Annotated in this window: 9 protein-coding genes, 1 pseudogene and 1 other annotated feature; of the genes and pseudogenes, 4 read left to right on the top strand and 6 right to left on the bottom strand. The window is 43.3% G+C overall.

Annotated elements, in window-relative coordinates:
* The first annotated feature begins 143 nt into the window (after positions 1–143).
* Positions 144–437 (top strand): trp operon repressor, encoded by a 294-nt coding sequence (gene trpR, locus AB4583_RS08340; RefSeq protein ID WP_372117010.1) that lies wholly within the window; start codon positions 144–146, stop codon positions 435–437.
* Between the two features lie 126 nt (positions 438–563).
* On the opposite strand, the gene yjjX is transcribed toward trpR, so the two are convergent.
* The 6 genes and pseudogenes from yjjX to AB4583_RS08310 all read right to left on the bottom strand — a co-directional run bounded on the left by yjjX (position 564) and on the right by AB4583_RS08310 (position 8,270).
* Positions 564–1,085 (bottom strand): inosine/xanthosine triphosphatase, encoded by a 522-nt coding sequence (gene yjjX / locus AB4583_RS08335; RefSeq protein WP_372117009.1) that lies wholly within the window; start codon positions 1,083–1,085, stop codon positions 564–566.
* Positions 1,048–3,462: pseudogene (locus AB4583_RS08330) on the bottom strand (putative bifunctional diguanylate cyclase/phosphodiesterase). The gene yjjX and the pseudogene AB4583_RS08330 overlap by 38 nt, the downstream one beginning before the upstream one ends.
* Before the next feature lie 333 nt (positions 3,463–3,795).
* The gene (gene pheA / locus AB4583_RS08325) at positions 3,796–4,971 is read right to left on the bottom strand and encodes a prephenate dehydratase (protein WP_017059361.1); all 1,176 of its coding nucleotides are present in this window, start codon (positions 4,969–4,971) and stop codon (positions 3,796–3,798) included.
* A 12-nt stretch (positions 4,972–4,983) separates the two neighbouring features.
* Positions 4,984–5,105: a sequence feature (Phe leader region), on the bottom strand.
* Between the two features lie 110 nt (positions 5,106–5,215).
* Positions 5,216–5,551, bottom strand: coding sequence for a ribosome hibernation-promoting factor, HPF/YfiA family (hpf, locus tag AB4583_RS08320; protein WP_004735034.1), 336 nt, complete (start codon positions 5,549–5,551; stop codon positions 5,216–5,218).
* A gap of 424 nt (positions 5,552–5,975) precedes the next feature.
* Positions 5,976–7,400: a lytic transglycosylase F gene (locus tag AB4583_RS08315; RefSeq protein WP_346393666.1), complete on the bottom strand. Its 1,425-nt coding sequence runs from the start codon at positions 7,398–7,400 to the stop codon at positions 5,976–5,978.
* A 141-nt stretch (positions 7,401–7,541) separates the two neighbouring features.
* Positions 7,542–8,270, bottom strand: a complete 729-nt coding sequence (locus AB4583_RS08310) for an outer membrane protein assembly factor BamD (RefSeq protein WP_017059363.1) — start codon at positions 8,268–8,270, stop codon at positions 7,542–7,544.
* 137 nt (positions 8,271–8,407) lie between these two features.
* On the opposite strand from AB4583_RS08310, the gene rluD reads away from it, so the two are divergent.
* The 3 genes from rluD (at position 8,408) to clpB (ending at position 12,841) form a co-directional block, all read left to right on the top strand.
* The gene (rluD, locus tag AB4583_RS08305) at positions 8,408–9,382 is read left to right on the top strand and encodes a 23S rRNA pseudouridine(1911/1915/1917) synthase RluD (RefSeq protein WP_017059364.1); all 975 of its coding nucleotides are present in this window, start codon (positions 8,408–8,410) and stop codon (positions 9,380–9,382) included.
* A gap of 2 nt (positions 9,383–9,384) precedes the next feature.
* Positions 9,385–10,125 (top strand): peptidoglycan editing factor PgeF, encoded by a 741-nt coding sequence (gene pgeF, locus AB4583_RS08300; RefSeq protein WP_065584732.1) that lies wholly within the window; start codon positions 9,385–9,387, stop codon positions 10,123–10,125.
* Positions 10,126–10,267: 142 nt separating this feature from the next.
* Positions 10,268–12,841, top strand: a complete 2,574-nt coding sequence (gene clpB, locus AB4583_RS08295) for an ATP-dependent chaperone ClpB (RefSeq protein WP_017062851.1) — start codon at positions 10,268–10,270, stop codon at positions 12,839–12,841.
* Positions 12,842–13,389: the final 548 nt, after the last annotated feature.

Raw genomic sequence — 13,389 nt, 5'->3', positions numbered from 1 at the left:
CAATCGAAGGCAGTGAGTGCGAACCATTTCCGCTTACTGCCTTTTTACATTGGATCACATCAAGTATTTCGGTATAAAGTGGTAAACGCTTTCAATCGATAAGCGACTCTTTAAAGTCTGAATTTAAAAGTAAGTGTAGAGATATGGCATCACAACCTGAATATGATAACTGGCAACAACTCATGGATTTAGTTAAGACAGCGGTTGAGAAAGATCAGCATGAACTGTTGTTGACCATGATGATGACGCCCGATGAGCGAGATGCTCTGGTTGCTCGAATTAATATTTTTTGTGAGCTAATAAAAGGTGAAATGTCTCAAAGACAAGTAAGCCAGATGTTGGGAGTCGGCGTGGCAACCATCACCAGAGGCTCTAATGAGCTCAAGGCAAAATCAGAACAAGAGAAAGCGGTTATTGCCGATCTGCTGCTTAAGTAATACTGGGCTTAAGCTATCACTGAATAGTGAGAGTGCGAATTGAAAAAACGCTAACGGATAGTTAGCGTTTTTTAGTTTCTAGAGCTTGCAATCGAACTGCTAGAGAGCTTGAGAAGCATTCATTGGTTAAGCTGGGAAATGTTCAGGGTTCACAAATGGGATCAGGGCTAAGATTAACGCTTGATGATAGACCGAGCTACGTGAAAGCTGGTTATGTGTCAGTAAACCAATTGCTCCACCTTTTTGCTTGATATTGTCAGTACCAAATACTTCATCCATCACATCCCCGAGTTCGTTAGCGTACTCTAGCTTCTCCAGAACGGCTGGTGGCAGCATCAGGCTTGCCGAGCGAGATTCTCCACGTTGACCATTTGATTCAATCACCATCCATGCAAAGGTGACACCGCCTTCGATTCCCGCTTCTAACCCGACATAGAAATCCGCATTAGGCTGCTGTTGTGTCGCATTGTGTACACGGTTCACTGCACCTTGATAGGTCTCATCATTACTCATAGGCTGATCGGCAACACCACTTGGCACACTTACACCTGTGAACTCAAACTCGGTGTTGGGAAACGCAGAGACAAAAGCACTTTTGACAGCATTGATCTTAGCGGGATTTAGCGAGGCGATGATGACAGATTTCATGTATTCGATTCTTATAGTCGTTTGATTCAGTTGGTACGTGTTAATCGTTCTGTTGGTGTTTAAATCGCTGTTGGTGTTCGTGATACCAATCATTTAGCTCATTAAGAGGCATAGGTTTACCAAAGTAGAAGCCTTGCAGCATGTCGCAATGCGCGTCTTGTAGCCATTGGTGCATCTCTTTGGTTTCGATACCTTCAGCAGTCACGGTTTTACCTTGAGCGTGACACAGTCCGATCACGGGTTTAACTATGTTCTGATTATCTGTTTCGATCAAGGCTTCCAAGAAACCTTTATCCAATTTGATTTTTTGCGTCGGGTACTCAACCAATTGAGTGATGGATGTATAGCCCGAACCAAAATCATCAATAGCTAATCGGTAGCCCATTCGAGCGAGTTCGTTGAGTAGCGGAAAGCCATGCGAATTTGAATAGAAGGTCTCGGTGATTTCAAAATCAATCAAGCTTGGTGGAATGCCATTAATCTTGGCATGTTGTTCAATGAAATCTGCGAGGTGCGTAGTCTCTATCCCGGCCGAAGATAGGTTGATGGACAGCTGAATTGAGTGATCAAATTGAGCCTGAAGCTGATGGAAAGAAGCAAAGGCATTCTCGATAACCCAGCGATCGACGAGTTCGAACAGCCCTGTTTGCTCAGCAATTGGAATAAACTCATTGGGAGCTACTGTACCAAGCTGTTCTGACTCCCAACGTAGCAGAACTTCAACTCCAATTACGTGGTGCCCTGCAGCATCCATATATGGCATGTAAACGAGTTTAAACTCTTCATCAAAGTTCTTACCTCTAAGCGCACGTTCAATATCTGCTTGGCGCTGAATGGCTTTGTCTAAATCCCGTGAATAGTCAGCAAATTGGTTTTTACCGGCACGCTTGGCTTGGTACATCGCGGTATCCGCGTTGGACAGAAGCTTCTCGATTGAGTTGCCATCATTAGGGTAGGTCGCAATACCAATACTGACCGTGATCGGAAAGCTGCCTGATTCGGTGACAAAGCCTTTTTGCAGTGGAGTGAGCAAATCGTTCGAGAATCGATGCGCGACATTTCCTCGGTGACTAGGAGCGTTAATGTAGACAACGAACTCGTCTCCAGAAAGTCGGGCTGGCATACAATGAGCGTCGAATTCCTCTTTATAATGACGACAAATATCTGAAATACGCTGAGCAAAAGAAACCAGAATCGAGTCGCCGATTTGATGCCCGTATTTGTCGTTCACAAACTTGAAGTTGTCCAAGTCAAAATAGAGAACCCAGGTTTCGGTATTCGAACTCGGTTTTGGCAACGATTGCTGAACGAAGGTTTGAAACTGATGCCTATTGGCTATTTGGGTTAACTGATCATTTTCGGCCAAGAGCTTGGTTTGCTGGTAGGTGTTGTCTAGCTCTTGGTACATGTCATAAAAACGCTGTGATAAGCGGCCAAGTTCATCACGAGTGCCTAAGCGTTCAATGTTCTTACGTTGTTTTTTTTCGACTTGCTGTAGCTGTCGATCGAGCCGTGTTATTGGAGTAATCACAGTGCGAGACAGAAGCATGAGTAGCAGAGCGACAGTCACAAACGCAGACAGTGCAAACGACAAACTCAGCTTGTTCCAAATCGAATCGAGCTTGTTTTCCAACAGGAATTGCGCCGGGTCGACCGTGGCGTACAGTTCTGGAGCAAGCTTGACTGAGTGGGTGACATCATTTTCCAAAGAAACCGCTATGGATGTGAAGAATAAACTGGTTTGGTAGTCGAACTCTATCTGTTTTCTCAGCGCATTAAATTTGTCGAGAGAGACAGAGACAACAACAAAGAACACATCGTCGGGTTGATTGTTAACGGTTGGGAAAATCGCTTTTCTATCTACCTTGTCATAGTGAACCAACATCCCTTCGCCTTGGGAGTTTTGAATATAGTTGGTACTCGATGTTGCTAAGGTGTCTTGATAGTGCAGGTCAACATACTCCAATATCTTACTGTCAATCTGAGTGCGTGAGTCATTGCTATTATCCGCGTAATAACGCAGTTTTCGATCACCATTAAGAAGCGCTAAACCTGTATAGCTTTCATCGTCATCTTGCAGGAAATGAATGGCTTCTCGAAGATTACTGACCAGTTCAAGATCGCGAGATAGATTTTGATCAGTGAGAAAATAACGCTTCACCATATCACTCTGGGTCAAGGTGTAAGAGTAGCTATTGAGGAACGAACGAGATTGGCGAAAGTATCCGGCTAGTTTTTCCATGTTCAGTTGAAGTGCGTTGTCTTCGCGTTTGATGAAACTGCTTTTTTGCGTCGAATAAATAATATAGCTAGAAGCCGCGGTACTGATCAGTATCACAGGGGCTATTAGTAGTAAGATTTTAGTACTTAGCTTCATAGTTAATGACAACACTATTTATAAATTAAGCGCATAAGTTTATGTTACTTAATGCTTACTCGCTATTAATTATACGTAGTTCGATGATTTCCTGTGAAGGGGGTAAGGTTTTGTCTTTATTGATAAAAAAAGCCACTAATGAGTTTTTGTTAGAAAGGCTCAAGTAGTGGAGAGAGTAAGCGTGCCGAATGTGCGAAACAAGTGAATTGTGTTTCAGGCATGCTAGGGTGAGTTTTCTTAGCGAGAATAGTACTCGACTAGAGGGTGATTTAAGTATTTGGCCTGCTGTAGGCCAAATACTTATGTTAGCTAAAAGCTGATACTCACTTTCAGCTATGACAACTTAACTTGAGTCGCTTTGATGTTCTCACTTGGGTAGCAACCCAACACTTTAAGGTGGCGAGTAATGGCTGTTAGTTCCGTTATCGCTTGTTGCATATTATCTGAATCCAGATGCGCCTCTAAATCGACATAGAACATCTCTTCCCAAGGGTTACCCATGATAGGACGAGATTCTAGCTTAGTCATGTTGATGCCTAAGCGTTGCAGGATCAGTAGTGTTTCTACCAAAGAACCCGCCTCTTGAGATGTCGACATGATGAGCGTTGTTTTCGCTGGTATTTGAGTCGATACTTCAACAGGCTTACGCGCCACAACGATGAAACGAGTGTGGTTCTCTGTTTGGTTTGCAATATTGCTCTGGATTGGCTGTAGTCCATAAAGCTTACCGCTCGATGCATTACCAATAGCAGCTACGTCATTACCACCCAATTCTTTAACTTTTTTCATTGCATCAGCGGTGCTTGCGCAAGACTCAAGGTTGACACCCTTAAGGCGGCTCAAGAACTCACTGCATTGTTGATGAGGTTGTGGGTGCGAGTAGAGTGTTTTGATGTCTTCTAAACGGATATCACTTTTAGCAACAAGGCAGTGCTCAATCGGTTGAGAAAGTTCGCCAACAATGTATAGAGTCGTATGCTGTAACAGGTCGTAGACCTCGTTAATTGACCCTGAACTGGTGTTCTCAATCGGCAGGACACCGTAGTCGGCATGGCCAGACTCTACTGTTGATGCGACTTCTTTGAAGTGATTACAGTTCAGCTCAATCAATTCCATATTCTTGCGGCTGAAGTATTCGCGGCTCGCAAGGTGAGAATACGATCCCTTAGAACCTAAGAATGCAACGCGAGCCAATGGTTTACGGCTTTGCGGGTTCGCTAGGTTTTGTAAGTATGACTGTTGTAGTAAAACGGAATCTTCGATGATGGTGTGAAACAGCTTGGTAATGTACTGCGCATCAAGTTCGTATTTATCTTTGCCGTTGTTGATCAGCTTAACTAATAGTTGTTGTTCTCGTACTGCATCACGAACTGGTTTTGATGTCTCTACTTTGCTTTTAGCGACTTCGATACTTAGCTTGCGACGCTCTGAAAGTAACTTCAGGAGTTCGTCGTCTAAATCATTAAGACGAAGGCGGATATCATCCAGTGAAATTGAGCGGTCAGTCATAAATGTGTCCTTATAAAAAAGCCTCCCTAGTGTGGGAGGCTTCTTGTTCGTTTTTGACTTGTTTTTCTAAAACGACTTAGCCTCCGATTTACGGAAGAAAAAAGAAGTCAAAAATAAACAAAGATTGAGTGTGCATAAAAAGTGATTGTTTTATGAATGTTTAAACACAATAAGCAAGCGAGCTACGAGCGTCAAGCAAAAAAATAGCGCCCTGAGGCGCTATTTTTTAATCTGTTCTCTTTCCTTATTCTACTTCAGCTTCTAGCTCTTCGATTTCAGGCTTTTCAGCGCGGCGCGCTTCTGGTTTATGGCGTAGCTTGTTGAGTTGACGCTCTAGTTTTTGTTCTACTTCGTTGATCGCTACGTAGAGGTCGTCATGGATGGATGAAGCAACAAGTTGGCCTTTTGGTACGGTTAGTACCGCTTCAAATTTCTTCTTCTTGTTTGGTTCTTCGCTAAAGCTCGCTTGGCAGCCAATGATGTCTACTTGCCATTTATCTAGCTTTTTAAATTTGCTTTCTATGTGATCACGGATTGCAGAGGTAATGTCGATGTTTTTACCAGTGATGTTCATTTTCATAGAAGTTTTCCTCTGTTGTATCCCTCATGGGTTAACTTCAGATTACGACTTTCAGGAATAAAGAATGTGATCTAGATCTTGTTTTGGTTGGGTGGGATAAGCATTAAAATCAAATGTGATCTTACGCAAGTCTTAGTATCTTTTTGGCGAAAAATGCTTGTTATCCTTATGAAAAACGATAACTTGGAGGCAAGGCTTCGCTAAAAATTAAATCAGTTTTTAGGGGCGTCCTACAGCCTATGGAAAGTGCTTGATTGAAATTTACTCAATAGTGTTTTGTGATATAGGTCTTGTAATATAGGTCGCTACATAAGCTTCTTCAGAATTAGATAAACAAAAGCCGCATAAGTATTCTTATGCGGCTTTTGTGTTTTTTAGCTTTACCTAATACCTTTGGCTCCCCAGCTCTGGGATGGAGGCGATCCTAGTCGTTAGTGTTCAGTAATCTCGCTGTGCCGTCCTCTCGGATAGCATTGATAGCTTGTAATTGTTTATAGATTACGAAGTAACGATTGATGTTGGCAACATAGGTTACGGGTTCTTTACTCACGTATTTGCGAGTGATGATTTCTACGTTTTTAAACCAGATGTTTGGGTTGTAACCTTTCTGCTTGGCAATGCTCCTCATCTTTCTGATCTTAGCAGGACCAGCGTTGTAAGAAGCCAAGGTAAAGTAGATTTGATTGTCGGGTGATATTGCCGGGTCGTCAAAATATCGGTCTTTGATAAAGCGCATATACTTCACACCCGCATGGATGTTGTTATCCACCTTATGGATGTTCTTGATGTTGACGTTTTTATCTTTGGCGGTACTCGGTAATACCTGCATCACACCAATAGCCCCGCGATGAGAAATCCGGCTCTGATCCAGTCCTGATTCTTGGAAACCTTGAGCTGACATCATCAAAGGATCAAATTCATACTTGCTCGAATACTTTTCAAAGACATCTGAGAGTTTAGCTACTCGGTCTACTTTATTGGGGTTGAGTGCTCGGCCTAACCAGCGAGTATTGTCGATGTATTTCTGGTAGATGACATTCCCAAGCAGGGTGCCTGTTCGTGCGGTCTTGACGTATTTGTTTATCTCTTTCTTCAGTTGAGGGCTGTCTTTTCTTAAAGCCCAAGCAATACGACCATTTTCTCGTAAAGGTAAGTCGTTATGGACTTGAATGTTTTCCATTACATCGATCCAGAGCTTGGCTTTATGGTTATCCAGAATTGTGCCTTGTATATAACCTTGGTTAACCAGTTCTATCAGCTCGTAGTCTTGTAATGACTCCTCGATAAAGTGGACATGCAGTGGTGGTAAACCTAGCTCGTTAAGCTCCTTATTAACTCTTTGTACACTCTCGAAGTAACTCGAGCTTGCTCGTATCCACACCTCTTTGCCACTCAATTGCTTGATTTCGGTGATAGGTTCGGCCTTTTTCCCTGTGATAATGAGTTCTTTACCATCTTTAATCATCGGATCCGAAAAATCGATGGTTCGTAATCGTTTATCGGTGATCGTTAGGTTAGCGACAGCGACATCACCATAGCCAGACTCTAAAGAGGGAAGTAGATCATCTCGTTGCACGGGGATGATTTGAACATTGAGATAGGGATGTTTCTTACGAAGGCTTTTCTCAAAGTGGTAGAGCATTTCTGCCACGATGCCTTTTGGCTTGCCATCCTCGATGTAATAGAAACCAAGATCGGCAGACACTAGCACTCTAACCGTTCCTTTGGTTTTGAGCACATCCAAGTCACCCATGTAAGGCTTATTGCTTAATGGAGACAGTTCTAATGCGTAGGATAAGTGGCTAAATAGCGATATCCAGATAAATAATAACAACCTACTCACATCCACACTCCATGTTGATGTTTTGTTAAAAGTTATCTTTTGAAGATACCGTGTATTATGCGATCCATCAAGTTTGCGATATGTAGATGAAAAAAAAGCGCGCTAGTAAATTAGCGCGCTTTTAGGATTGAGATGTAAGAGGTTTGATTAAGGTAGTGGGTTTAACTCAATCAACTTTTCTGTTCTTAACACAGCGTCATCTAGGCCGAGTTGTTGATAAGCTTTTAGCTGGATATCTAAAGACTTACGCGCAGCAATGGTGTCTGGGTAAGTTTTTTGCAGCTCTTGCGTTCTGTTGATCGCAGCAATCCAAGCTTCGCGGCGTAGGTAGAAATCAGCGGTTGCTAAGTCATACTCTGCTAGGCGGTTCTTAAGTGCGAACATGCGTTTTTGTGCATCTTCAGCATAAGGGCTACTAGGGAAACGTTCGAGTAGTCGCTTGAAGTCAGCAAACGCAAGTTTCACTGGTTCAGGATCTCGGTCACTACGGTCGATATTAAAAATATCGTGCATGAAGTTTCGGTCTTGCGCCATGTGCGTTAAGCCGCGCATGTAAAGAACCCAGTCTTGTTTCTCATGCGTTGGGTTCAAACGTAGGAAACGTGAAATGGTAGCGAGGCCAAGTGCCAAGTCATCATTTTTGTAGTAAGCGTAAATCAGATCGAGCTGTACTTGCTCAGAATAGGCGCCGAATGGGTAACGTGAGTCTAGGGCTTCTAGCTTTTCTATTGCTGAAAGCCAGCTACCGCTCTGCAGTGATTCTTGAGCGTCAGAGTAGAGAACCGATGGTGGTACATCTGGCACTATCTCTTCACTACTTGAACAACCAACCAAGAGTGATACGGCTAATAGACCCGATAAAGTAAGGTGTTTCATGTCAGGCGTCGATTCCTTGAATTAAATATTTCGTAAGCTTCCGTTACTTTCTAACCAGTAACAGATACAATGATGCAATTATTCTATTTTATCCATACTAATGGGTATTAGTCTCACGGTTTTTAAAAAAGTTCGATATGGCTCAGCAGATCACATTAACAGACACAGTAAAAAGCAGCCAGTTAGGTCAACGTTTAGACCAAGCTGTCGCTGAACTATTTACCGATTTTTCTCGCTCTCGCATTAAAGAGTGGCTTCTTGACGGCAAAATCCAAGTGGATGGCGAAGTTATTACAAAGCCGCGCGTTAAGGTTTTGGGCGGTGAAGAGATCATCTTGCAAGCTGAACTTGCAGATGAAGAGCGCTGGGAAGCACAAGATATTCCTCTAAACATTGTCTACGAAGATGATGACTTATTGGTTATCAATAAGCCTCGCGATCTGGTTGTACACCCAGGCGCAGGCACACCGGATGGAACCATACTAAACGCATTGCTTTTCCATTACCCACAGATTGCAGAAGTGCCTCGTGCAGGTATTGTGCACCGTCTTGATAAAGACACAACAGGTCTTATGGTTGTGGCTAAAACGGTTCCAGCTCAAACTCGTCTTGTGCGTGCTCTTGCTAAGCGTCGTATTACTCGTGAATATGAAGCAATTGCAATTGGCAAAATGACCGCTGGTGGTGTGGTAGAGAAAGGCATTAGCCGTCATGCAACTAAGCGTACCTTGATGGATGTAAATGAATTAGGAAAGCCAGCGGTAACTCACTACCGTGTTGCTGAGCACTTCCGCGAGCATACTCGTATTCGTCTACGCCTAGAAACGGGTCGTACTCACCAAATTCGTGTTCACATGTCATACCTTCAGCATCCGCTGCTAGGTGACGTTGCATACGGTGGTCGTGCTCGTATTCCAAAAGGTGCATCTGAAGAACTAACAACCATGATTCGTTCTTTTGATCGCCAAGCACTGCACGCCGTTATGCTTAAATTTGTTCACCCAATTACAGGTGAAGAAGTTGAGTTCCACGCTCCTGTGCCAAATGACATGGTCGTGATGGCTGAAGCGTTACGTGTTGATGCGCGCGAAAACTTGGAAGACGACATTTAATCATGTCGATGATCATCCCTAACTGGAATGCACCAAAAAACGTGAAAGCATTTGCTTCGACACGTTTTGATGGTTTTTCTACTGGTGCGTATCAAGGATTAAACCTAGGTACGCATGTTGGGGATGATGCTTCGCTTGTTGAAAACAACAGAGCCTGGCTCAAGCAACACGCTAATATGCCTGCCGCTCCGGTATGGCTACATCAAACTCACTCAACAGATGTCGTTACGGTTTTACACCCTACGGCAGATATTCTTGATGCTGACGGTGCATTTACCACAGCTAAAGATGTTGTTTGTTCTGCGATGACAGCCGATTGCTTACCTGTAATCCTTACTGATACCAAAGGCACTCAAGTTGCTGCAGTTCATGCTGGTTGGCGTGGTCTTGCTGGTGGCATTCTTGAAAATGCCGTCGCAAAGTTTTCAAACTTAGGTTCAGAGAATAAGATCATTGCTTGGCTTGGTCCTGCAATAGGCAAACAAGCTTTTGAAGTAGGCGATGATGTGTTGGAAGCTTTCGTTAGTTTTGACTCTCAAGCTAAGCTCGCATTTGAAGCCAAAGCTGAACCAGGCAAATGGCTAGCGAATATGTCTCAGCTTGCAACGCAACGACTGAACAAAGTTGGTGTAACTTCTGTGACAGACTCTAATCTATGTACCTTCGCTGATGCCGATGCGTTCTATTCTTATCGTCGTGATGGTATTACTGGACGCCAAGCTACTTTTATTTGGTTAGAGTAACCTTTAACTAGTGCAACCAGTCATCCAGCACAACTATATTTTTATATAAACTCTATTCTTCATTCCTATCCCTTGAAAATCCGCGTTACCGTATCCATCTTCTAACCATAAGATAAACATATCTAAGAGTAGGAAGGTTGGCATGCGTCTCGATCGATTCACTAGTAAATTTCAAATTGCGATATCTGATGCTCAGTCGCTCGCATTAGGTCGTGATCACCAATATATAGAGCCTGTACACCTAATGGTGTCGCTATTAAATCAAGATGGTAGTGCGATTCGTCCATTGCTTACCATGTTGAATATTGATGTGGTTCAGTTGCGTTCAAAGCTAAGCGAAATATTAGACCGTGTACCGAAAGTAAGTGGTATCGGTGGTGATGTTCAACTGTCGAATGCAATGGGTACTTTGTTTAACCTATGTGACAAGGTCGCACAAAAGCGTCAAGACACATACATTTCTTCGGAAGTCTTCCTACTTGCCGCAATTGAAGATAAAGGCCCTTTAGGTAACCTGCTTAAAGAGCTAGGTCTTACTGAGCAAAAATTATCTCAAGCTATCGAGCAGGTTCGTGGCGGTCAAAAAGTTGATGACCCAAATGCCGAAGACCGACGCCAAGCGTTAGAGAAGTTCACCATCGATCTGACTGAAAGAGCGGAGCAAGGCAAGCTGGATCCGGTAATTGGCCGAGATGACGAAATCCGCCGTACTATCCAAGTACTTCAGCGTCGTACTAAGAACAACCCAGTCATTATCGGTGAACCTGGTGTTGGTAAGACAGCTATCGTTGAAGGTTTGGCTCAGCGCATTATTAACAATGAAGTGCCAGAAGGTTTAAGAGGCCGACGCGTACTTTCATTAGACATGGGTGCTTTGGTAGCTGGCGCTAAATATCGTGGTGAGTTTGAAGAGCGTTTGAAGTCAGTCCTCAATGAATTGTCTAAAGAAGAGGGCAATATCATTCTCTTCATCGATGAAATTCATACTATGGTCGGCGCTGGTAAAGGTGAAGGCTCTATGGATGCCGGTAACATGCTAAAACCAGCGTTGGCTCGTGGTGAACTCCACTGTGTTGGCGCAACGACTCTTGATGAATACCGTCAATACATAGAGAAAGATCCAGCGTTAGAGCGCCGCTTCCAAAAAGTGCTTGTCGATGAACCAACGGTTGAAGACACGGTGGCGATTCTTCGTGGTTTGAAAGAGCGCTATGAACTTCATCATCATGTAGAAATTACCGACCCAGCAATCGTGGCTGCAGCAACACTATCTCATCGATACGTTTCTGATCGTCAACTGCCGGATAAAGCGATTGATCTGATTGATGAAGCGGCTTCGAGTATCCGTATGCAGATCGACTCAAAACCGGAGTCGCTAGATAAACTCGAGCGTAAAATCATTCAATTGAAGATCGAGCAGCAAGCTCTTACCAATGAAAATGATGAAGCCAGTGAAAAACGTCTTCGAACATTACAAGAAGAGCTTTCTGACAAAGAACGCGATTTCGCAGAGCTTGAAGAAGTGTGGAATGCAGAGAAAGCCGCGCTTTCAGGCACGCAACACATCAAGTCAGAGCTAGAACAGGCTCGTATGGATATGGATTTTGCGAGACGTGCTGGTGATCTTAACCGAATGTCTGAATTGCAATACGGTCGAATCCCAGAATTAGAGAAGCAGTTAGATCTTGCGACTCAAGCTGAAATGCAAGAAATGACACTGCTGCGTAATAAGGTCACGGATGCAGAAATTGCAGATGTGTTATCGAAGCAAACAGGCATCCCTGTTTCTAAAATGCTAGAAGCCGAGAAAGAGAAGCTTCTTAACATGGAAGGTGTTCTACATAAGCGAGTTATTGGCCAAGCGGAAGCAGTCGAAGTGGTATCGAATGCGATTCGTCGTAGCCGTGCAGGTTTATCTGATCCAAACAAGCCGATTGGATCTTTCTTATTCCTTGGTCCAACTGGCGTTGGTAAAACGGAGTTGTGTAAAACACTCGCGAACTTCATGTTTGATAGTGACGATGCAATGGTGCGTATCGACATGTCTGAGTTTATGGAGAAACACTCTGTTGCTCGTTTGGTTGGTGCTCCTCCGGGTTACGTTGGATATGAAGAAGGTGGTTACTTAACAGAAGCAGTGCGTCGCAAGCCTTATTCAGTGATTTTGCTAGATGAAGTAGAGAAAGCGCATCCTGATGTTTTCAATATCTTATTGCAGGTGCTTGATGATGGACGCTTAACTGATGGACAAGGTCGTACAGTCGATTTTAGAAACACGGTAGTGATCATGACATCCAACCTTGGCTCTTCGAGAATTCAAGAGAACTTCAATACGCTCGACTACCAAGGAATAAAGAATGAAGTGATGGAAGTGGTAGGTAAACATTTCCGTCCTGAGTTTTTGAACCGAGTTGATGAAAGCGTGGTGTTCCATCCATTGGGTCAAGAGCACATTCAGTCGATAGCCGCTATTCAGCTTGAGCACCTTAAGAAGAGAATGGAAGACAATGGTTATGAGCTTGAAGTTTCGGATAAAGCACTCAAGTTAATTTCTCAAGTTGGTTTTGATCCAGTATATGGTGCACGACCTTTGAAAAGAGCGATTCAACAAAGTGTCGAGAACCCGTTAGCGAAAGCGATACTGGCAGGAAAAATTAATCCAGATAAGAAAGTGCAGCTATTAGTAAACAACGACCGCATTATTGCTCACCAATAGTTGAAGTAAGAACGGTAGGTACGATTGGCCGAAATTAAGGCTTAATCGTACCTATTTTAAACGCTTTGTGTGAATAGTGTTCGAACGGTCGCCGGTGGCGGCTTTTTTTCGTTTTTAGCCTTGTACAAAGGATTATTCTCTCTATAATGCGCCTCCGTTGCCAAGGATAACCAAGCGGTTTGAACTGAGTAACAAGACGGTGATAAGCATTTAAGATGCTTTGAAAAATTAGCTGGAAAAAGTGTTTGACACTGGAATCTAATCCGCTAGAATGGCCGTCCACTTCGAGAGGCTCCTTACTAAAAGGAAGGCTCAACAAGTAAAGCTCTTTAACAATTTAAACCTATCAATCTGTGTGGGCACTCGTTGATGAATATCAAAACGTTTTATCGTTAGATAAAATAGATTCTTCGGAATCAAAATTGATTTCAATGAACTGAGTGACCAATACGTTTAACTACTTGTAGTTATTCGGCACAGTCAATTCATTACCATTCTGTTCCTATTTATTTAAGAAGAGAGGGGTAATAGCTTTAGAATTACATGTT

This window comes from Vibrio sp. 10N.222.49.C12 (assembly GCF_041475025.1).
GTDB lineage: Bacteria > Pseudomonadota > Gammaproteobacteria > Enterobacterales > Vibrionaceae > Vibrio > Vibrio crassostreae_C.
Note: the sequence above shows the minus strand (reverse complement) of the source record. Positions and strands in the feature narration are given on the sequence as shown.

What these genes read in the sequence shown, in the direction of transcription:
- pheA (WP_017059361.1), bottom strand. Translation starts at nt 4,971, where the DNA reads ATGACTGACCGCTCAATTTCACTGGATGATATCCGCCTTCGTCTTAAT.
- AB4583_RS08310 (WP_017059363.1), bottom strand. Translation starts at nt 8,270, where the DNA reads ATGAAACACCTTACTTTATCGGGTCTATTAGCCGTATCACTCTTGGTT.
- yjjX (WP_372117009.1), bottom strand. Translation starts at nt 1,085, where the DNA reads ATGAAATCTGTCATCATCGCCTCGCTAAATCCCGCTAAGATCAATGCT.
- clpB (WP_017062851.1), top strand. Translation starts at nt 10,268, where the DNA reads ATGCGTCTCGATCGATTCACTAGTAAATTTCAAATTGCGATATCTGAT.
- trpR (WP_372117010.1), top strand. Translation starts at nt 144, where the DNA reads ATGGCATCACAACCTGAATATGATAACTGGCAACAACTCATGGATTTA.
- pgeF (WP_065584732.1), top strand. Translation starts at nt 9,385, where the DNA reads ATGTCGATGATCATCCCTAACTGGAATGCACCAAAAAACGTGAAAGCA.
- hpf (WP_004735034.1), bottom strand. Translation starts at nt 5,551, where the DNA reads ATGAAAATGAACATCACTGGTAAAAACATCGACATTACCTCTGCAATC.
- rluD (WP_017059364.1), top strand. Translation starts at nt 8,408, where the DNA reads ATGGCTCAGCAGATCACATTAACAGACACAGTAAAAAGCAGCCAGTTA.